The organism is Nonomuraea sp. NPDC004354, from assembly GCF_053602555.1.
Genome location: NZ_JBSGDV010000026.1, coordinates 72,658 through 92,950 on the forward strand (window position 1 = coordinate 72,658; position 20,293 = coordinate 92,950).

At 71.7% G+C, this 20,293-nt stretch carries 15 protein-coding genes; 1 reads left to right on the plus strand and 14 read right to left on the minus strand.

Annotated elements, in window-relative coordinates:
• Nucleotides 1-183: 183 nt before the first annotated feature.
• The 14 genes from hutU to ACWENQ_RS41695 form a co-directional block, all read right to left on the minus strand.
• Nucleotides 184-1,833, minus strand: a complete 1,650-nt coding sequence (gene hutU / locus ACWENQ_RS41630) for a urocanate hydratase (protein ID WP_452419247.1) — start codon at nt 1,831-1,833, stop codon at nt 184-186.
• A gap of 86 nt (nt 1,834-1,919) precedes the next feature.
• Nucleotides 1,920-2,177, minus strand: coding sequence for a hypothetical protein (locus ACWENQ_RS41635; RefSeq protein WP_449931134.1), 258 nt, complete (start codon nt 2,175-2,177; stop codon nt 1,920-1,922).
• 18 nt (nt 2,178-2,195) lie between these two features.
• Nucleotides 2,196-3,191 carry a helix-turn-helix domain-containing protein gene (locus ACWENQ_RS41640; protein ID WP_449931136.1) on the minus strand — a complete coding sequence of 332 codons (996 nt, stop codon included), beginning with the start codon at nt 3,189-3,191 and terminating at the stop codon, nt 2,196-2,198.
• 341 nt (nt 3,192-3,532) lie between these two features.
• A complete protein-coding gene (locus tag ACWENQ_RS41645; protein WP_452419249.1) occupies nt 3,533-5,299 on the minus strand; it encodes an ABC transporter ATP-binding protein in 1,767 nt (588 codons plus the stop codon).
• 159 nt (nt 5,300-5,458) lie between these two features.
• Nucleotides 5,459-6,151, minus strand: a complete 693-nt coding sequence (locus ACWENQ_RS41650; protein ID WP_449931140.1) for a nucleotidyl transferase AbiEii/AbiGii toxin family protein — start codon at nt 6,149-6,151, stop codon at nt 5,459-5,461.
• A gap of 15 nt (nt 6,152-6,166) precedes the next feature.
• The gene (locus ACWENQ_RS41655; protein WP_449931142.1) at nt 6,167-6,904 is read right to left on the minus strand and encodes a hypothetical protein; all 738 of its coding nucleotides are present in this window, start codon (nt 6,902-6,904) and stop codon (nt 6,167-6,169) included.
• A 16-nt stretch (nt 6,905-6,920) separates the two neighbouring features.
• Complete coding sequence (locus tag ACWENQ_RS41660; RefSeq protein ID WP_449931144.1) at nt 6,921-7,676, minus strand: hypothetical protein; 756 nt, start codon at nt 7,674-7,676, stop codon at nt 6,921-6,923.
• 4 nt (nt 7,677-7,680) lie between these two features.
• Nucleotides 7,681-9,777: a right-handed parallel beta-helix repeat-containing protein gene (locus ACWENQ_RS41665; RefSeq protein ID WP_452419250.1), complete on the minus strand. Its 2,097-nt coding sequence runs from the start codon at nt 9,775-9,777 to the stop codon at nt 7,681-7,683.
• A gap of 131 nt (nt 9,778-9,908) precedes the next feature.
• On the minus strand, nt 9,909-12,773 hold the full coding sequence (locus ACWENQ_RS41670; protein ID WP_452419251.1) for a polysaccharide lyase family 8 super-sandwich domain-containing protein: 2,865 nt from the start codon (nt 12,771-12,773) through the stop codon (nt 9,909-9,911).
• A 24-nt stretch (nt 12,774-12,797) separates the two neighbouring features.
• Nucleotides 12,798-13,754, minus strand: coding sequence for a hydroxyacid dehydrogenase (locus ACWENQ_RS41675; protein ID WP_452419252.1), 957 nt, complete (start codon nt 13,752-13,754; stop codon nt 12,798-12,800).
• A 47-nt stretch (nt 13,755-13,801) separates the two neighbouring features.
• Nucleotides 13,802-14,635 carry a carbohydrate ABC transporter permease gene (locus tag ACWENQ_RS41680; RefSeq protein WP_354922719.1) on the minus strand — a complete coding sequence of 278 codons (834 nt, stop codon included), beginning with the start codon at nt 14,633-14,635 and terminating at the stop codon, nt 13,802-13,804.
• A complete protein-coding gene (locus tag ACWENQ_RS41685; RefSeq protein WP_452419253.1) occupies nt 14,632-15,537 on the minus strand; it encodes a carbohydrate ABC transporter permease in 906 nt (301 codons plus the stop codon). Before ACWENQ_RS41685 ends, ACWENQ_RS41680 begins: the two co-directional genes overlap by 4 nt.
• Before the next feature lie 189 nt (nt 15,538-15,726).
• The gene (locus tag ACWENQ_RS41690; protein ID WP_452419254.1) at nt 15,727-17,046 is read right to left on the minus strand and encodes an ABC transporter substrate-binding protein; all 1,320 of its coding nucleotides are present in this window, start codon (nt 17,044-17,046) and stop codon (nt 15,727-15,729) included.
• A gap of 95 nt (nt 17,047-17,141) precedes the next feature.
• Nucleotides 17,142-18,221: a substrate-binding domain-containing protein gene (locus tag ACWENQ_RS41695; protein WP_452419255.1), complete on the minus strand. Its 1,080-nt coding sequence runs from the start codon at nt 18,219-18,221 to the stop codon at nt 17,142-17,144.
• A gap of 92 nt (nt 18,222-18,313) precedes the next feature.
• Here ACWENQ_RS41695 and ACWENQ_RS41700 point away from each other — a divergent pair, with 92 nt between their 5' ends.
• Nucleotides 18,314-20,194: a DUF2264 domain-containing protein gene (locus tag ACWENQ_RS41700; protein WP_452419256.1), complete on the plus strand. Its 1,881-nt coding sequence runs from the start codon at nt 18,314-18,316 to the stop codon at nt 20,192-20,194.
• Nucleotides 20,195-20,293: the final 99 nt, after the last annotated feature.

The window sequence follows — 20,293 nt, forward strand, 5'->3', positions numbered from 1 at the left end:
TCCCGTCACCCGGGTACGGGCACCCTGTCCCCGACGCCCCGGCTCGGCCCCGCAGGAAGTCCGCCGGGGCGTCCTACGGGGTGAGCGGCGGCGCTCTCCGGGAGGACGCGGGCCGGTGGCCGGCGGCGCCGTTCTCATGGACGACGTCCGCCCGTGACCACCGGCTCCCGCGCCGGCGGGCCGTCAGGACTCGCGCATCGGGATGCGGACGCCGCGCTCGTCGGCCACCGTCACCGCCTCGTCGTAGCCCGCGTCCACGTGCCGCATGACGCCCGTGCCCGGGTCGTTGGTGAGCACCCTGTTGAGCTTCTCCCCCGCCAGGGCCGACCCGTCGGCGACGGTCACCTGCCCCGCGTGGATCGAGCGCCCGATGCCCACCCCGCCGCCGTGGTGGATGGACACCCAGGCGGCGCCCGACGCCGTGTTCAGCATCGCGTTCAGCAGCGGCCAGTCCGCGATCGCGTCCGAGCCGTCCGCCATGGCCTCCGTCTCCCTGTACGGCGAGGCCACCGACCCGCAGTCGAGGTGGTCACGCCCGATGACGACCGGCGCCTGGAGCTCGCCCGAGGCCACCATGTCGTTGAAGCGCTCGCCGGCCAGGTGGCGCTCGCCGTACCCGAGCCAGCAGATCCGCGCGGGCAGGCCCTGGAAGTGGACCTTCTCCCCCGCCATCCTGATCCACCGGGACAGCCCCTCGTTCTCGGGGAAGAGCTCGAGGATCGCCCTGTCGGTCGCCGCGATGTCGGCGGGGTCGCCGGACAGGGCCGCCCAGCGGAACGGGCCCTTGCCCTCGCAGAACAGCGGCCTGATGTAGGCGGGCACGAAGCCGGGGAAGTCGAAGGCCCTGGCGTAGCCCGCCAGCTGCGCCTCGCCGCGGATGGAGTTGCCGTAGTCGAAGACCTCCGCGCCCGCGTCCTTGAACCCGACCATGGCCTCGACGTGCCTGGCCATCGACTCGCGCGCCCTGGTGGTGAACCCGGCGGGGTCCTTGTCGCGCTCGGCGGCCATGTCGTCGAAGGCGACGCCGATCGGCAGGTACATCAGCGGGTCGTGGGCCGAGGTCTGGTCGGTCACGATGTCGATCTCGGCGCCGCGGGCCAGCAGCTCGGGCACGGCCTCGGCGGCGTTGGCCACGACGCCGATGGACAGCGGCCTGCGCTGGTCGCGGGCCTCGTAGGCCAGGCGGAGCGCCTCGTCGAGGGTGGCGGCCTCGACGTCGAGGTAGCGGTGCTCGATGCGGCGGGTGACGCTGCGCGGGTCGCAGTCGATGCAGATGGCCACGCCGCCGTTCATGGTGACGGCCAGCGGCTGGGCGCCGCCCATGCCGCCGAGCCCGGCGGTCAGGGTGATCGTCCCGGCCAGCGAGCCGCCGAAGCGCTTGGCGGCCACCGCGGCGAAGGTCTCGTAGGTGCCCTGGAGGATGCCCTGCGTGCCGATGTAGATCCAGGAGCCCGCCGTCATCTGGCCGTACATGGTCAGGCCGGCGGCCTCGAGGCGGCGGAACTCCTCCCAGTTGGCCCAGTCGGGAACGAGGTTGGAGTTGGCGATGAGGACGCGTGGCGCCCATTCGTGGGTGCGGAAGACGCCCACGGGGCGACCCGACTGCACCAGCAGCGTCTCGTCACCTTCCAGGGTGGTGAGCGTGCGGGTCAGGGCCTCGAACGAGGGCCAGTCGCGCGCGGCCTTGCCCGAGCCTCCGTAGACGACGAGCTGCTCGGGGTGCTCGGCGACTTCCGGGTCCAGATTGTTCTGGAGCATCCGGAGCGCGGCCTCCTGCGGCCAGCCCTTGGCGGTGAGCGTGGTGCCTCGCGGCGCGCGCACGGTACGGCTCATGCCTCTTCCCTCCTGAATGAACATATTCATCTATGTCACTCGAAGGGTACAACGCCTGCTCCCGTCGACAACCCCGCGACCCCGTGTCAGGGCCGGTCCGGGTACTGCCACCGCTCCGTGCGCTCGTCCCAGCGGGAGCCGGGGGGCGGCACGTCGTCGCGGCGGTCCGCCGGATGGCTCTCCATCAGCCACTGCCACCAGATCCAGCCCGCCAGCGCCGGCAGGCCCACCAGGACCAGCGAGAACTTCCAGCCGCCCGGCACGAAGACGGCCACCACCAGCGCGACGAAGAGCACCACCACGGCCGCCACCAGCGCGATACCGATCTTCTTCCAGAACGACATGCGACCTCCTGGGTCAGGTCAGCGGGTGCCACGCAACAGCGCGTCGCCCGATTCGGTGATCTGGTGCAGCATCAGGTTGGCGTGCCGGGTACTGACGATCAAGCCCGCCTGCCGGAGCACTCTGGCGTGCTCGCTGGCGCTGGAGGTGGGCACCCCCGCCCGCCGGGCCAGCTCGGTCGTGCTGCATCCGGGGGCGAGCCCGACGCACCGCAGCACCGCCGCCCTGGTCTTGCCCAGCAGTTCGGCCAGCGCGTCCCCGCCCGTCTTCCGTCCGGCGACGCCGGTGCGCGCCACCGGGTAGACCAGCACGGGCGGCAGGCCGGGGTCGGCCAGCGTCACGGGCGCGGTCCTGCAGAAGTAGCTGGGGATGAACGTCAGCCCGCGCCCGCGCAGGCGCAGTTCCCTGTCTCCCGCTGGGTAGTCGACCTCCAGGACGGGGGCGCGCCACCGGACCTTGGGCGACAGCTGGGTGAACATGCCCTCGACGCCGCCGTCGGCCAGGTGCCTGACCCTGGTGCCGCGGTCCTGGCTGACGGCCCGCTCCACCTCGCCCCAGTGCTCGCCGAGCGCCGTCTGGAAGTACCCGGCCGCGACCGCGGCCAGCCTGCGCATGGCCGGGCCATCGTCGGGGAGCGACTCCAGGTGGGCCGGCAGCCCGTGCCGTGCGCGCAGCAGGTCGAGCTCGCGCCGCACCCTGGCGGGCGGCGTGTCGAGGATGGCCTGGATGCCCTCCTCGAGGCCCTGCTGCGCCTCGATCGGGGTGAGGAAGTCGGGGAAGTAGGCCGCGCGGGGCGCCAGCGGCACCAGCATCCTGCGCACGTCCTGCAGCAAGCCGGTCTCGGCGAGCTTGGCGCGCGCCCGCCGCCGCCATTCGGCCATGGCGGCGCCGCCGTCGCCGGCCTGGAAGCGGTGCAGGCTGGCCACCGTCTCCCACAGCGGATCGGCCCGTGAGGCGATCCGTACGCGTGCGAGGTCGTCGCCGGTGAAAATGATGCGCAATATGCCGCCCGCCATGCGTCGCAGTCTCGCGGGGGGCGCTTGCAAAAGCCTGAAAGTTAAATTGCTGACCCGAAATATACCGACATAGCTGGGTTATTCGGGTGAGCCTGAAACTGCATGACACTTCGCTGCGCGAAGTGCTGGACTTGATCTCGCCTGAGGGGGCATTCGGCTGGTCCACAACGACGGTTTCTGGAGGCGATACAGGGGAGTCTCCAGCAGCCGTACGGCCCGCGCGGGCGCGCGAGCCGTACGCGATCATCAGCAAGGGAAGCCTGGCATCACCCTGACGGCTTCGTCGCCACCGACCCGGATGACGGCCGCCCCTGCGAACAGCGGCCCTCGCCCTTCGTGGATCATGAAACGAGGAACTGAGTGGCGGCCAGCTCCCGGTAGAGCTCGTCGGAGCCCACCAGCTCGTCGTGGGTGCCGACCGCCCGCACACCGCCCGACTCCATCACCACGATGCGATCGGCGTTGGTGACGGTGGACAGCCGGTGCGCGATCACCAGCACCGTCGTCTCTCTCGCCACCTCGGCGATCACCTCACGCAGGCGGAGCTCGTTGACCGCGTCGAGCTGCGAGGTGGCCTCGTCCATCAGCAGCAGCCGCGGCCTGCGCAGCAGCGCCCGCGCGATGGCGACCCGCTGGCGTTCGCCGCCGGACAGCAGCACGCCGCGGTGGCCGACCGGCGTCTCGAGACCGTCGGGCAGCCTGGCGACCAGGTCGTCGAGCCTGGTGCGGGTCAGCGCCCTGCGCAGCTCGTCCTCGGTCGCGTCCGGCGCGGCGAACAGCAGGTTCTCCCTGAGCGTGCCGGCCAGCACAGGGGCGTCCTGCTCGACGTAGCCGAGCGCGGCGCGCAGCCGCTCCAGCGGCCAGTCACGGATGTCCACGCCGCCGACCTCGATCAGCCCGTCCTGGTGCTCGTAGAAGCGCTCGACCAGCGCGAACACCGTGGACTTGCCCGCGCCCGACGGTCCGACCAGCGCGGTCAGCCCTCCCGGCGGCACGTCGAAGGTCACGCCGTGGTGGACGGGCGCCCGGTCATCGCCGTAGCTGAACACCACGTCCTCGAAGCGCACCCCGACGGGCTCGTCGCCGCCGGGGGCCACGCGGGTGTCCTGGCCGGCCGGTTCGCCCGGCAGGTCCTCGATCTCACGGATGCGCTTGAGCGCGGCCAGGCCGTTCTGCAGCTGCACCGCGCCCTCGACCAGCTGGCCGATCGGGGCGACCAGGTAGAACAGGTACAGCAGGAAGGCGATCAGCGCCGAGACCTCCAGCGTGCCGGCGGCGACGCGGGCGCCGCCGACGGCCAGCACACACAGGAAGGCGACCTGCACCGCCATCCACGTCGAGACCCCGGCCAGCGAGGTCCAGCCGGCCACCTGCAGCCCCTTGGCCTTGGCGCGTTCGGCGGCCGCCCCGATCACGGCGACCTCGCGCTCCTCCGCGCCGCTCGCCTTGACCGTGCGGTAGGCCTGCAGTGCCCGGTCGAGCACCGCTCCCATCTCGCCGACGGCCTCCTGGGCCTGGTGCTGCGCCCGCTGGATGCGCGGCATGACCAGCGCGGTCATGCCGCCGATCAGCACCACGACCAGCAGCGTGACCAGCAGGAGCACGCCGTCCATCAGCGCCATCATGACGATCGCGCCGATCAGCATGAAGACCGCGGCGATCGAGTCCACGATGCCGTTGGTGAGCACCGAACGCAGCAGGGTGGTGTCGCCGGTGACCCTCGACAGCAGGTCGCCCGGCTTGAGCCGGTCGACGTCGGCGACCTTCAGCCGCAGCATCCTGTCGACGAGCCTGCGCCTGGCGCCCAGCACGATGCCCTCGCCGGTGCGTTCCATCAGGTAGTTGCCGCCGGCCGAGACCACCGCGCCGATGACGACGGCGACCGTCAGCGCGATCAGCGGGCCGGTCATCGACCGTTCCGCGCCGAAGGCGTCGACCACGTACTTGGCCAGCAGCGGCATCGCCAGTCCCGCGGCCGAGCCGACCAGGCCGAGCAGCCCGCCGGCGACTAAGATCTTCCGGTGCGGCCCGAGGTAGGCCAGCAGGAGCCTGAAGGGTGGCTTCTCCCCCTCGGCGGCCTGCGCTGTCTCGCGGTTGTCGCCGCTCACGTTTCTCCGTCCCCGTCACATACGTCCACAGACATTCTGGGTCGCGGCACGGCCGCGCGCGCTCAGGGAAATCACCCACCTTTCCCTGATTGCCGCGGTACGCGCATGCGTCAACTTAGATTGACGCATGGGCGGAAGTCAAGCGAAGTTGACGCGCCTTCAGTCGATCTCGGGGACGTCGGGGACGTCGTGGTCCGCGTCGCCGTCGTCGGCGCGGCGAAGCTTGATGTCCTCGGCCCACGCGTAGGCGAAGCGCCTGATCTCGTGCAGCCGCTCCTCGTCGACGCCGTAGGCCATGAACGCCTCGTCGGCCAGCAGGTCGACGCTTTCCAGGCGCTGGATCAGGTCGTCGAGCAGCCAGTCCTCCTCGAAGGCGGCGCCCAGGCGCTCGAGCTCGCGGAAGGAGTAGCGGGTGGCCGCCGCGGCGACGTCGACGAAGTCCTTGGGCAGGCCCCGCCCGTGCAGCGCCCGCACCTTGAGGCCCACCGCGTCGTCCTGGCCGACCACCCGGTAGCCCTCCAGTGCCAGCGGCCGGTCCCTGAGCGGCTCCCTGAGCAGGCTGACCGTGCACCGCTCGCCGCCGGCCTCGTCGCGCACGACCATCCGCGCCACCCGCTCGGTCGCGTCGGCCGGCGTCACCGCCAGGCCGTGCCGCCGCAGCTCGGCGGCCAGCTCCGCGGCGACCTCCGGCAGCGGGACACCCCGGTCGGTGGCCAGCACGAGGTCGTCGCCCGGCCGCTCGGTGAGCCCGTGGGCGGTCATCGCGTGACCGCCGGCCAGCAGCAGGCCGTGGCGCTCGCGGACGTCCAGAGCGGCCTCGATCAGCCGCGCGTGGAACGCGGGAACTCTCACGGTGACCACATGCCCTCACTCATGCGCGCGCCTCTTGCGGGTCGATGGAAGGTCGTGCCGTCCTGAGACGAACTCCTGAACCGCGATCTTGACCTTGATCACCGGCCGGCGCCAGCGCTCCTCGCGGCGCAGCGCCGTGGCCATCTTGCGGGGCGACCTGACCGCGAAGAACCAGTGCGCCCAGGGCGAGCCGGGCCTGGCCAGCCGCAGCGCGCCCACCACCAGCAGCGGAGGTAGGAACAAGCCCACCAGTCCCGTCCAGATCTTGCCCTTGAGCAGCGTGATCACGGCGAGCGCCAGGTTGGCGAGCAGCAGCCACCAGGGGGCGACGCGGCCGACCTCCCAGGTCAGCGGGCGCAGCCCGATCAGCAGCAGCCCGGTGACCGCGACCGCGACGAAGACGGCGTCGACGGAGGTGCGGCCCTCCTCCTCCCAGTACACGTCGTGCAGGTGGAGGATGAGCGCGAACTCGTCCAGCACCAGCGCCGCGCCGACGCCGAAGACCGCGGCCGCCACCGCCGACCCCGCGGCGACCAGCCCGCTGACGCCGCCGACCAGCATGAGGACCACGCCGAAGACGACGTGGTGGATGTGCATCTCGCCGACGCTGACGTTGCGGAACCAGCCGATCTTGGCGCGGATGAGCCTGACGTTGATCCGGGTGGCGACGAAGGCCACGATGAGCGCGACGAAGAAGCAGAACAGCGGCAGCCGTCCTGTGTCAACGATGCGTTCCCTGATCCAGTCCCCCATGTACCTGTAAGTCAGGCTACCCAGCGCGGGCCCGCAGCGCCTTGCGATATTCCTCGGCGACCAGGGCCTGGCGCACGTTGTCGCGGACCCTCTCGAACGGCGGGGCGTCCTGACCCGCCATCAGCCGGTACTGCTCGCGCAGCCGCCGCTCGGACAGCTCGAGCGTGGCGGCGTGGACCTTGCTGAGCGCCGAGTCGAGCTCGGCGGCGCGCACCCCGGCATAGGTGTGCTCGTCGTAGGACGGCACCCCGGGCAGCGGCCGTCCCTCGCGGGCGGCCCGCGCGCGGCGCGCGTTCTCCTCGGCCAGCTCGCGCTGGAACCCCTGCTCGCTGACATCGGCGAGCAGCCCCGCCTCCCGCGCCCACACCCGCCTGACCTTGTCGAGGACGGCCGCGCGCACCGCCCTGTCGCGCAGCGCCCTGCGCGGCGTGACCCCGGCGTGCGCCCGGTCCCAGAAGCCGGGACCGAGCGCGAGGCCGTACCGGGTGTACTCGGAGAGCACCTCGGCGCGGGCGGTCTCGGCCGCCCTCAACACCTCGGCCCCCACCACAGGCTCGCCCTCGACCAGGGTGACCCGGTCGCCGGGCCGCAGGCCGAGCACCTCGGAGACGGTCGCGGAGGCGGCCAGGCCCCGCGGTGGGGGCGCGCCGCCTCCGCCCCGGGTGAGCGCCACGACCAGGGCGACCAGGACGGCGACGCCCACGACCGACGCGGCGGCCGCCCTGCCGAGCGGGAGGGCACGGCGCCCGGTCCCCGGCGTGGCGCTCCTCATGACCTCAGCTCGCGATCTTCATGTCGAAGACGTGGAAGCCGGCGTCGGCCAGCGGGCTGCCCTGCGGGAACGTCACGGTGGCGACGGTCTTGGCGGGGTCGAGCGGCACCGCGTAGCCGAACACCGACACGCCCGACTCGGTGGTCTGCCCGGTGGCCGGGTTCCGGTAGCTGGTCTGGGTCCTGTTGTGGTAGGTCGCGCGGGCCACGACGACGCCGCCCTCGGGCGCTGTCGCGTCCCACTGGTCGCCGAAGCGCACGGTCTTCTCCTCGACGCTGCCGTCGGTGTAGGTCACCGTGAAGACGCCCTCGCGCACCTTGAACGCCCCGGCGCCGAGCAGCACCAGCCGGTCGCCGCGGCCCTCGAGCCTGACGGTCTGCCCGGCCGCCTTCACGTTGTCGGTCCAGCCGTAGGGGCGGGGGTGCCAGACGAAGTCCGCGCCCAGCACGCTGACGGTCGACCCGGGGACCAGGCCCGCCTTCTCCAGGCCCTGACCCGAGTAGCTGCGGCCGCTGGTGGAGAAGCCGCCGGTGTTGGGGTTGTGGTCGGAGCTGACGCCGACGTTGTTGTAGGCCTTCTCGACGGACTCGTGGACCACCGCCGGTACGGCGGCGCCGTTGTAGGCCCCGCGCGAGACGCTCCCCTCGACCGGGTTGCCGAAGTAGTCACGCCCGCCCACACCCTCGACGAGGGAGCCGGAACCGAGCGCCGGGGAGCCGGCGAGCAGCCTGTAGCCGTCCACGTCGCCGTAGCCGGTGGCGGTGCCGGGGGCGGCCAGCCCGGGGTCGGCGGTGATCGCCTTGGCGTCCGAGGCGGGCGCGGCCACGCCGCCGTAGTAGACGTTGGCGTCGTAGGTGATGCCGGGCGCCGCCGGCAGCGTGCCCGACGGGGCGTAGATGATGTTGTTGGCGATCCTGGAGTTCCCGGTGGGCACCGCCCAGTCCACCTTCTGCGAGGAGCAGAAGAAGGTGTTGTTGTGGATCCACAGCGGGCTGCGGTTGTCGCCCGCGGCGTTGCCGGCGATCCTGCAGTCGTCCTGGGCGATGTTGAAGCGCAGGATGGCGGTCGCCTGGTAGTTCGGGAACTCGGTGCAGCTCTGGCAGCCGAGGTAGAAGCCGCCCGCGTTGTCGTGGGAGTAGTTGTACTGGTAGACGCAGGAGCCCTTGATGCCGCCGTCGCAGTCCCACGCGGTGGAGTCGAAGATCGTGGGCCGCTGCCTGGTGACCTCGTTGTACTGGAAGACGGGGTCGATCGAGTTGATCGGCCACATGCCGGCGAAGTTGCCGTCGACGTACGGGTACTTGCCCGCGCCGCCCTCGTCGAACAGGTTGTGCTCGATCAGCGGCTTGTCGGAGGCGTGCACGACGATGCCGTCGCCGCCGACCGCGCGGATGGTGTTGCGGGCGAGGTAGACGTTCTTGTGGTAGTCCGTGCCCTTGCGGCTGATCTTGATGCCACCGCCGCCGGTGTCGTGGATGTAGTTGCCCGTGATCGTGATGCCGTCGAGGTAGCCGACCTTGCCCTCGGGCAGCGCCTGGATGCTGATGCCCGCCGAGTAGGCGAACCAGGAGGAGTTGGCGCCCGTCTTGTCGCCCCAGCCGGCGACGTCGGAGATCTCCAGGTCACGCAGGACCAGCCCGGCCTTCGGCTCGGGGGTCGTCGAGTTGTACTGGATGCCGGTCCGCTTGGCGGTGGTGGGGGCCGGGTTGGTGATGTGCAGCTTCTCGATGGTGACGTGGCTGTTGTCGACCAGGTGGACGGCCCACTCACCGCCGTCGCCCTGGATGATCGGCTTGGGGCCCTCGCCGTAGGAGGTGAACACGATCGGGTGGTCGGCGCTGCCCGAGCCCTTCGGCTCCAGGCGGCCGGCACACACGGTCCCGGCCCGGAACTTGACCTTCGTCTTGGGGCCGAGCTCCAGCGCGTTGACGGCGGCCAGGTCGTTGATCGGGGAGGCGGCGTCGCTGCCGGAGCCGCCGTCGGGGGCCTGACAGTCGACGAAGACGTTGCGGGCCGGCGCGGCCGCCGCCGGGGTGGCGGCCAGGCCGGTCGCGGCGACGGCGAGCGCCGTCGCCGCGGCCCATCTGAGGGACAGGCGCATGCGGGTCCTTTCTCGGGGGGTCTCGAGGGTCTCGAGGGGTTCTCTCGGGGATCTCGAGGGGTTCTCGGGGGGGTTCTCGGGGGGTTCTCGGGGGGTTCTCGAAGGGTCGGTCTTGGGGGGTTCTCGCGGGGTCAGTACAGCTGGAGGAAGGGGGCGGCGCCGGGGGTCTCCCTGTCGCCGATCCCGACCGCGAGGGTCCTGTCCGGGGCGGACAGCGCGTAGCCGCCGCCGAGGTGGCCCGTGACGTCGACGGAGTACCAGGCGGGGGTCTTGCCCGTGACGGTCACGGTGCCGATCGGCCGGCCGAGGGCGGGCCTGTCGTTCCAGGTCAGCGTCGCCTCGTCCCAGCCCGAAGCGGGAGCCTCGTAGAGGGTGAGCGTGGTGGAGTCGCCGTCGGCGTCCTGGACGGCGGCGCGGATCCAGAGGGTGGCCGGCCCCGTCGTGGCGGGCGGCGGGTCGAAGCGCAGGTAGCTGATCCTGGTGTAGCCCGGGTCCGCCGACACGGTCTTGACCACGAGGCCCTTGCCGTTGAAGGAGGTGCCCGCGTGGACGCCGCCGCGCACGTAGGTGTCGGCGGCGGCGACCTGCCTGGCCTGCTCGCAGGAGGGCCCGGTCAGCGCCGGTCTGGCGGTCGGCCTGACCTTGACCTTCAGCTTGACGCCGGCGCCGAGCGCATCGGCCGCATCGACGGTGAACCTGATCGTCGGCGAAGTGGTCAGCACGGTGACGCGCGGGTCGGCGGCGAGCACCTCGCGGCCTTCGCGGGCCACCTCGAACAGCATCCGGCCCTGCTTCCACGTCGGATCGGCGACCGCCAGGTCGAGCGTGGCGCCCTCCTGGTGCAGGGTGACGGCGGCCGGGCCGTACGCGCGGACGGTGTCCTGGGTGGTGGCGCAGCTCCAGAAGGTGGCCGCCAGCCGCGTGTTGACGCCGTCGGCCGTGACCACCGACTGCACCGCGGCGGTGTTGTCGCCGATGCGGACGTTCATCCGCCTGGCCGCCTCGGCGGTCTCGGCCGCGCTCCTGCCCGGCAGCAGGTAGTAGGCGTAGGAGGCCGCGCGCGGGTCGCTCCCGTGGTCGAACCAGAGGGTGGTGTAGTCGCGGGTGAGCGGTTCGCGCCCACCGGTGCCGATGTCGGACCACGCGCCCGTCCTGCTCTCGCGCAGCGTCTTCGGCAGGCCGTCCGGGAACAGGTAGCCGCCGACGCCCTCCAGGTGCATCCAGTTCTCGCCCTGGGTGAGCCGCCCCGCGCCCATCCGGTTCTCGACCGTCGTCTGCGCGGCGACGCCCGCCGCGGTGATGTCGGAGCCGAGCGCCACGATGGTGTCGCCGACGGTGAACCACGACTTGCGGGCCTTCAGGTCGATGGGCTGCTTGCTGTGGTAGTCGCGCTCGGCGATGAGGCGCATCCCGAAGGCCGACAGGTCGCCCATGGCCACGCCGCCGGTGTGCGGGTCGCTCTGGCGGAAGCCGTACCAGTTGGTGTCCCTGGCGGTGCGCGGGTAGGTCTCGGCGGTGGCGTTGGTGACGCCCGGCAGGCGGTAGGGGTCGACGGTCGGCCAGAAGCCGTCGCTGTACTGCGGGCGGTCGTTGTAGATCGACGTCATGCCGTCGCCGGTGTACCAGCCCTTGAGGTTCTCCCCGTTGCCCGCCTCGTAGGCGCCGACCCTGCTGCCGCGCGCCGAGACGGAGAAGGCGTGACCCGGCCGGTGGTGGACGAGGCGGTCCATGCCGGCGAACACCTTGGTGAGCGTCAGGTCGCCCCGCGGGGCGACGCCCTCGACCAGGCCGCGGACGAGGGAGACCTGCGCGACGGTCGCGTGGTCGTAGAAGGGGGCGGCGCTCACGTGCTCGGCGACGACGCCGGCGATGCGCTGCCGCACCTCCGCCGGGGCGCCGTGGGCGAGCATCGCCATCGCGGCCACGACCGCCCGGCCCTCGGCGAAGTCGTCGCTCGCCGGGCGGGAGATGCCGCGCCCCCGCACGTTGGCGAACATCTGGCCGCGGAACAGCACCGGCTCGAAGCCGTCGAACACCCAGGTGGTGACGTTGGTGTCGGGGTCGGTGACCTGCCACGGCGTGCCGGCCAGCAGGGTGAGGACCCTGGCGACGCCGTCGAGCAGGACGGTGCCGTAGCCGCCGGTGTAGGCGAAGTAGAAGTGCTGGATGAGCGAGCCGTCGGGATACCAGCCGTCGCCGCTCGCCGTCAGGTCGAAGACCGGGCTGAGCTTGTCGCGGGCCATCGACAGGACGGCCGGGTCGCGGGCCAGCAGGCCGCGCCGTACCGTGATCGAGACCTTGTCCACCAGGTTGGCGCCGACCTCGGGCACGCCCGAGATCTTGCGCCTGGCCGGGTCGGGCACGAAGTGCGCGACCGTCGCCAGCACCCCCGCCCGCAGGTCCTCCGGTACGGCGTCGCCGAGCAGCATGAGCGAGTCGAGCAGGTGGTTGGGGCCGCCGATCTCCCAGAACCACCAGTTGCCCAGCTCCTGCGCGCCGGGCCGGTAGCGGTTGTCGTGCAGCCAGCGCAGGGCCGCGACGGCCGCGTCCGCGGCGGCCGGGTCGCCGTGGTACCGCGATCCCGCGGTGGCGTAGGCGAGCGCGATGTCCTTGATCCTGGCGGCGGCCGTGCCGACGGTGGCGCCGTCGGCGCTGGTGGCGTCGGGCCAGCGGCCGTCGGCGAGGGTGGCCAGGTTGGCCGCGGCCTTGTCGTCCATGGCGGCCAGCGGTTTGGCGTAGACGGGGTCGGCGGGGGTGACGGCCGCTCCGCCGGTGACCAGGTCGCGCCACCGCTGGACGGGCGCCCCGAAGTCGTCCGCGGCGGGCGCCGCCGCGGGGTCGGCGCTCCCGGTGTCCGCCGGTGCGGGCAGTGGGGCGGCGCTTCCGGTGGGGGCCGGGGTGGGTAACGGGTCGGCGAGGGAGGGGGCGGCGGACAGCGTGAGGGAGGAGGTGACGGTGGCGACCAGCAGGGTCGCCGGCAGGGCACGTCGGAGCATGGGGGGTGCCTCCCGGGAAGGGGTTCAGGCGGAGCGGGACAGGCTCGCAGGCTCCACCGCGTACTCGAAGGGCAGGCCGCGGGCGTATCGGGCCAGCTCGTCGAGCGCGAGGTCGGCCATGCGGGCCAGCTCCCCGCCGAGCGAACCGGCGATGTGCGGGGTGACGAGAACGTTGTCCAGGTCGTAGAGGGGCGAGGACTCGGGCAGGAACTCCGGTTCGGTGTGGTCGAGGACGGCGTGGAGCCGCCCGGACAGCAGCTCGGCGGTCAGCGCGTCCTGGTCGACGAGCGCCGCCCTGGCGGTGTTGATCAGGGTCGCGCCGTCGCGCATCCGCGCCAGCCGGGCCTTGTCGATCATGTGGCGGGTCTCCGGCAGGTCGGGCGCGTGCACGCTGACCACGTCGCTGCGGCTGACCAGCTCGTCCAGGCCGACGTGCGCGACGCCCAGGTCCTCGGTCAGGTAGGGGTCGCTGACCAGCACCTCCAGGTCGAAGGGACGCAGCAGCTCGATCACCCTGCGGCCGATCCTGGAGGCGCCGATGACGCCGACGGTCCTGCGGTAGTTGCCGAAGCCGGGGTAGCGGGTGTCCCAGTCGTCGTGGCTCCGGTCCCTGCGGTAACGGCGGGCGATGTCGATGACCCGCTTGTTGGCGAACAGGATCGCGGCGAGCGTGAACTCCGCGACCGGCTCGGCGTTGGCCGCCGCGGCCGAGGAGACGGCGATGCCGCGCTGCCAGACCGCGTCGGTGACGTGGTGCTTGACCGATCCGGCGGCGTGCACGACGGCGCCCAGCCTGGGGGCGCGCGCCAGCACCTCGGCGGTGAGCGGCGGACAGCCCCAGGAGGTGTACAGGACCTCCACCTGCGACAGGTCGGCCCGCGCGAAGTCCTGGACGACCAGGTCCACGTCGACGTCTGCGAGCATCGCCAGGCGGCTCCTGACCGGGCCCCTGACGAGGCGTTCGGCGACGTGGGCGCTCATGGCGACGAGAGTCTTCGGCCTTTTCACGTTCTCCCCCGAGAAGTCGTTCACTTGACGCTGCCCGCCGTCATCCCGGCCTTCCAGAAGCGCTGCAGCGACATGAACACCAGCAGCAGCGGGACCACCGACAGCAGCGATCCGGTGATCACCAGGCTGTGGAACTCGGGGAAGGCGTTGCCCTGCTTCTCCCAGCTGAACAGGCCCAGGCTGAGCGGGTAGAGGTTCTGGTCGTTGAGCATCACCAGCGGCAGGAAGAAGTTGTTCCAGATGGCGGTGAACTGGAACAGGAAGATCGTCACGTAGGCCGGCATCAGCATCGGCAGCGCCACCCTGGTGAAGGTCCTGATCTCACCGGCGCCGTCCGACCTGGCCGCCTCGAGCACCTCGCCCGGCACGTAGCCCGACGACAGCACGCGCGCCAGGTAGACGCCGAACGGGTGCACCAGCACCGGGATGAACACCGCCCAGAAGGTGTTGACCAGGCCCACCTGGGAGGCCAGCAGGTACAGCGGCAGCGCCGTCGCCGTGGTGGGCACCAGCACGCCGAGCAGCACCAGGCCGAACAGCTTCTCCTTGCCGAACCACGAGTACTTGTCGAAGGCGTAGCCGCACATGACGGTGATGAAGGAGCTCACCGCCGCGCCGACGCCCGCGTACAGGACGCTGTTGAGGTACCAGCGGAAGAAGATGCCGCCGTTCTCCTCGCTGACCGCCCGGATGTTGGCGATGAGGTTGAAGTCGCCGAAGGCGAAGCCCGGCGTCGAGTACAGGTCCGACAGCGACTTGGTCGAGGCGAACAGCAGCCAGGTCAGCGGCAGCAGCGTGTAGAGCGTGGCGACGATCAGCAGGACGTTGACCGTCGCGCGGGACATCCACTTCATCGACGGTTACCCCACCTGGTGACGACGTAGGAGAGCACGGCGGCCAGCAGCGCGAGGATGATCGAGGCGGCGCCCGCCTGGCCGTAGTCGTTGTTGCCGAAGGCCTCGTTGTAGGCGTACATGTTCGGGGTCCAGGTGCTGACGATGCCGTCGCTGACGTTGTCGAGCACCATGGGCTCGGTGAACAGCTGCAGCGAGCCGATGATCGTGAACAGCACCGTGGTGATGACGGCGCCGCGGATCAGCGGCACCTTCACCGACAGGGCGGTCCTGACCGCGCCCGCGCCGTCCATCCTGGCCGCCTCGAGCACCTCGGCGGGGATGGCCTGGAGCGCGGCGAAATAGATGATCATGTTGTAGCCGATCCACTCCCACAGCGCGATGTTGACCACCGAGCCGAGCACCTGGTCGCCGCCGAGGAAGTTGACCCCGCCGAGCAGGTCCACGATGGGGCTGATGCCGGGCAGGTAGAGGTAGAGCCAGATGAGGCCCGCGATCACCCCCGGCACGATGTGCGGCATGAACAGGGCGAGCTGGAAGAACTTCTTCGCCCTGGCCAGGCCGGAGTCGAGCAGCAGCGCGAGGGCGAGCGCGCCGCCGATCATCAGCGGGATGTACAGGACGCAGTAGCCGAGGATCACCAGGAAGCCGTCGGTGAAGGCCTGGTCCCTGAGCGTGTCGAGGTAGTTGCCGAGCCCGACGAAGACCGTCTCGGCGCCGCCGAAGCCGAGGCCGGACGACTTCTCGCTGAACAGGCTCAGGTAGACCGCGTACGCCAGCGGGGCCACGATGACCGCGGCGAACAGCGCGAAGAACGGGCCGACGAAGAGCAGGATCGCCCCCCGCCTGCGCCACGCCTCACCCGGGCCGCGCGCCGGTGTCTCTGGTGTGCCGGTCGTCATCTCCACCTCTTCTTCGCTGTCTGGTACGGCACGGCCGTCCGCCGCTCCCACGCCGCCTGGACCGACCGCCGTCTCATGGCCCCTCGCCGCCCGCGCGCGAGGGTTCCTTGAAGGGGGGCGGGTTCCGCCGGGTGGGTGCCGGGGGGCGGCCACCCGGCGGACAGGAGCCAGGCAGGCGTGCCGTACGGGTTACTGCTGGGCGGCGACGTTGAGGCCGCGGCCCTTGATCTCCGTGACGGTCGCGGTCTGGACGCTCTCCAGCACGTCGGGGATCGTCGTCTCGCCGGTGCTCACCTTGCCGAGCGCGTCCTTGAAGGAGGTCAGCGTCTGCACCATGCTCGGCCCCCACGCCCAGCCGGGCTGGATGGTGCTGTAGGCCTCGGTGAACAGCGCGTAGATGTCCTGCCCGCCGTAGAAGGAGGCGTCGAAGCTCTTGGCCGCCACCGGCACCAGGTCGGCGATCGCGGGGAAGCCGCTGGAGGTGCCGGAGGACAGGCGGGCCGTCCACGCCTCGGGGGAGCCGGTCAGCCACTTGATGACCTCGACGGCGGCCTTGGTGTTCGCGCTGTTCTTGGCGACGGCGAAGGTGGTGCCGCCGAGCATGCCGCTGGCGGGCGTGCCCCAGTGCGGGACGGGCGCGATGGCCCACTTGCCGGACTGCCCGGCGTGGTTGCCCTTCATGACGCCGGCGCCCCAGTTGGCGCCGACGTAGCCCCACAGGCTGTCGTCCTCGAAGGCGGCGTTCCACTCCTGGCTGAAGGACGGCTGCACCTTGACGAGCTCGTCCTTGACCAGGCCCTGCCAGTAGCCGGCGACCTTCTTGGTGGCCTCGTCGTTGATGGAGACCTTCCACGCGTCGCCCTCGGTGCCGAACCACTTGGCGCCCGCCTGCCACGACAGGGCGGCCAGGACGCTCGGGTCGTCGGGGAAGAAGGTGGCGATGCGTGCCTTGCCGTCGGCCTTCTTGACCTTCTCGGCGGCGGCCCTGAAGTCGTCCCAGGTCTTCGGGACCTCGATCTTGTTCTTCTCGAACAGGTCCTTGCGGTAGAAGAACACCTGCGGGGCCGCGTCCATGGGCACCGACCAGGTCTTGCCGCCGAGCTCGACGAGGCTGAAGACGCTGGGCGGGTACTTGCCCTTGAGGTCGGCGACGTCGGCGGTGATGTCCTGGAGCGCGCCCTGGTTGACGAAGTCGGGAAGCTGCGGGTACTCGACGGACATCACGTCGGGGGCGTTGCCCGCCTTCACCGCGTTGGAGAACTTGGCGTAGCCGCCCGCGTTGCCCGAGGGGATCTCCTCGAACGTGATCTGGATGTCCTTGTGCGACTTGTTGAAGGCGTCGACGACCTGCTGCGTGCCCTTGGCCCAGCCCCAGAAGGTGACCTGGGTGGGCTTGCCCGCCTCGCCGGACGCGGGCGCGGATCCGCCGCTGCCGCCACCGCAGGCCGCGAGAAGGGTCATACCGGCCAGCATTCCGGCGATGCCGGCGGCGGCGCGCTTGCGTTCCATGATTGCTCCTAATCGCTTCCGATCGCTAGAGCATCATTCGCTCACAAACGAAGACTTGTCTAGATATCGATCAGTAACGAAATGAACGCGAAACATCAACCGCGCGGAGCGGTCGATTCGCGCACCCGGAGTTCCGGCAGCAGCGCCACGTGCTGGCCCGGCAGGTCCGCGCCGTGCTCGATGCGACGAACCAGCAGGTCGACGGCATTACGGCCGACCGCGGACTTGGGCGGGGCGACGGCGGTCAGCGGCGGGTCGCTGAGCGCGGCCACCTCGTCGTCGTAGGCCACGATCGACACGTCGTGCGGGATCCGCACGCCCGCGACCCTGAGGTGCTGCACCAGCAGCAGCGCGTCCTCGTCGTTGTGCACGAGCAGCCCCGTCACCCCTGCCTCGCGGACCGCCGCCACCACCTGGGCGACCTGCTCCTCCGACGGCCCTTCCTGCTCGACCCCGAACTCGCCGGGCGTCTCCAGGCCCAGGTCGCGCACCGCGGCCAGGAACCCCTGGCGCACCCTCGGCGCGGTGGGGCTGCTGCGGCTGACCATGGCCACCCGGCGATGTCCCAGCTCGGCCAGGTGCCGAACGCCCACGAAGGCGCCGTGAGCGTGGTGGGAGGCCGCCGCGTCGAGGAAGGAGGCCGGGCCGCCCAGCTCCGCCACCCTCTCCACCAGGACGGCGGGCACGCCCAGCCCGGCGAGCCACTCGACGTGCGAGGCGTCCGGCTGCCTGCTCAGCGTGAGCAGCAAGCCCTCCGCGCCGCCGCCGATCAACTGGCCGACCTGCTTGCGGTCCTCCTCGTCGTCGTAGCGGGAGACGCCGAGCACCAGCCGCGCGCCCAGGTCCTGGGCCCGGTCGCGGGCGGCCTTGATCACGCTCGGGTAGTAGTACGTGGCCGACGGCACCAGCATCCCGATCGTGAGCGCCCGGTCGTTCACCGGCCGGAAGGCCGGCGCTCCCGCGAGCGTCCCCTCGGCGACCGGCCTGGCCGGCTCCTGGGGCAGCGTGATGCCGCCGTGCACCCTGGTGACCAGCCCCCGGCCCGCCAGGTGCTCGACGTCCCTGCGCAGGGTGACCATGGACACCTGCAGCCGCTCGACCAGGTCGGCCAGCCGGACCGAGCCGCGCTCGCGCACCTCGCGAAGGATGAACTCATGGCGTTGCTCGACGAACAAGGGGGGCTCCTAACACTCGACGGGTCCGATCCTAGCGAGGTAGCTTTCGTTCGTGAACGTATTGTTTCGTTCGATCAGTTCCCGGAGGCCGCGTGCTCACCCTTCCTGATGCCGACCGATCGCTCAGCCCCATCACGGGATGGACGCGCGCCCACTGGGAGGCGGCGGCCGACGGCCTGCTCGCGGCCGTCGAACCGTACCGCTCCCATGATCGCGCGTTGGTCGACCTGCCGGGCCGGGCCAGCTGGTCGCGGTGCGACGGGCTCGAGGGATACGCCAGGACGTTCCTGCTGGCCGCCTTCCGCGTCGCCGGCGGCGGCGACGCGGCGGTGCTGGAGCCGTACGCGGAAGGGCTGGCCGCGGGCCCCGGCGGCGCGTGGCAGCCGATCGCCGACCACAGCCAGCCGATGGTCGAGGCCGCCTCGATCGCCATCGGGCTGCGGCTGACCCGCGCCCACCTGTGGGACCGCCTGCCCGCCGCCGTCCAGGAGCGCGCCCTCGACTGGCTGGGCGACGCGCTGATCCGCGAACACGTCGACAACAACTGGCACCTGTTCCCCGTCGCCGTCGCCGGACTCTTCGGCGACCTCGGCCTCGACGACCGCGGCGCCACCGAGCGCGGGCTGGCCAGGATCGAGGCCTGGTACGAGGGCGACGGCTGGTACCGCGACGGCGACGGGCGCAACTTCGACCACTACAACGGCTGGGCGATGCACCTGTACCCGGTGATCCACGCCTACCTCGGCGGGCCCGCCGAGCCGTACGCCTCGCGGCTGCGCGCCTTCCTGACCAACTACGGCGCCGCCTTCGACACCAACGGCTCGCCCGTCTACCACGGCCGATCCGTCATCTACCGCTTCGCCGCCGCGGCGCCGGTGTGGGCGGGCGAGCTGCTCGGCGTCTCGCCCTACTCCCCCGGCACCGCCCGGCGCCTGGCCAGCGGCGCGGCCGCCCACTTCCTCACCGGCGGCCGGGCGCTGTCGCGCGAAGGACTCCTCACGCTCGGCTGGTACGGCCCGCACGAGCCGTCCCTGCAGGCGTACTCGGGGCCGGCCTCGCCGTACTGGGCGGCGAAGGGGTTCCTCGGGCTCCTGCTGCCGCCCGACCACCCCGTCTGGACCGCGGTGGAGGAGCCAGGACCCGTCGAACGCGCCGACCAGGCGATCGGCCTGCCGGGGCCGGGGCTGCTGATCCACTCGACGGCCGCCGACGGGCTGGTCAGGCTGGTCAACCACGGCAGCGACAAGCAGCCGCCCGGCGGCGCCCCCGACGACCCGCTCTACCAGCGCATGGCCTACTCGACCCGCACCGGCCCCACCACGCCCGCGCCCGCCGTACCCGCCGCCGCACAGGACGCGCCCGCATCCCCCCAGGACACGCCCGCATCCTGCGAGGACGCGCCCGCCGACAACCACGTCGGCCTGGTGCTCGGCGGGGAGGTCACCCCGCGCGGCCCGATCACCCCGCGCGGCGCCGGACCGGGATGGGCCGCCTCCTCCTGCCGCCCGACACCCTCGACGCTGATCGAGTCCGTGAGCGTGGTCCACGGCCCGCACGAGGTCCGCGTCCACCGGGTGACCGCCCCGGCCGGCACCCTCGTCCGCCAGACGGGCTGGGCCCTGCCCGCCGCCGGCGCGCGGACCGTGACCGGCGCGGACGAGCCGACCGGCGCGGACGAGCTGAACGGCGCGGGCGAGCTGACCAGTGCCCTCCTGCCCCTGCACGGGTTCACGGCGGCCACCGAGCTGAAGGCCCCCGGCGGCACGGTCTTCGGCCCCGACGCGGTCGTCCCCGCCCTGGACGGCACCGTCCCCGAGCCGGGAGCCGTCTTCGCGTGCGTCGTCACCCTCTCGGCGGCCCCCGTCACCTCGGCGCCACCGGCGTTCCGGCTGGCGGGCGGCAGGATCACCCTCACCTGGCCGGACGGCACCACCCACGAGCTCGGCACCGAGGAGGGGCTTACCCTCGTCTAGCCCACTAGGAGCTGTTTCTTAGATCTCCTGACGGTGAGCGCTGGTCTTGTCACTCTTGGCATATGGGTCGTGGTGATCTGACGAACGCCGAGTGGGAAC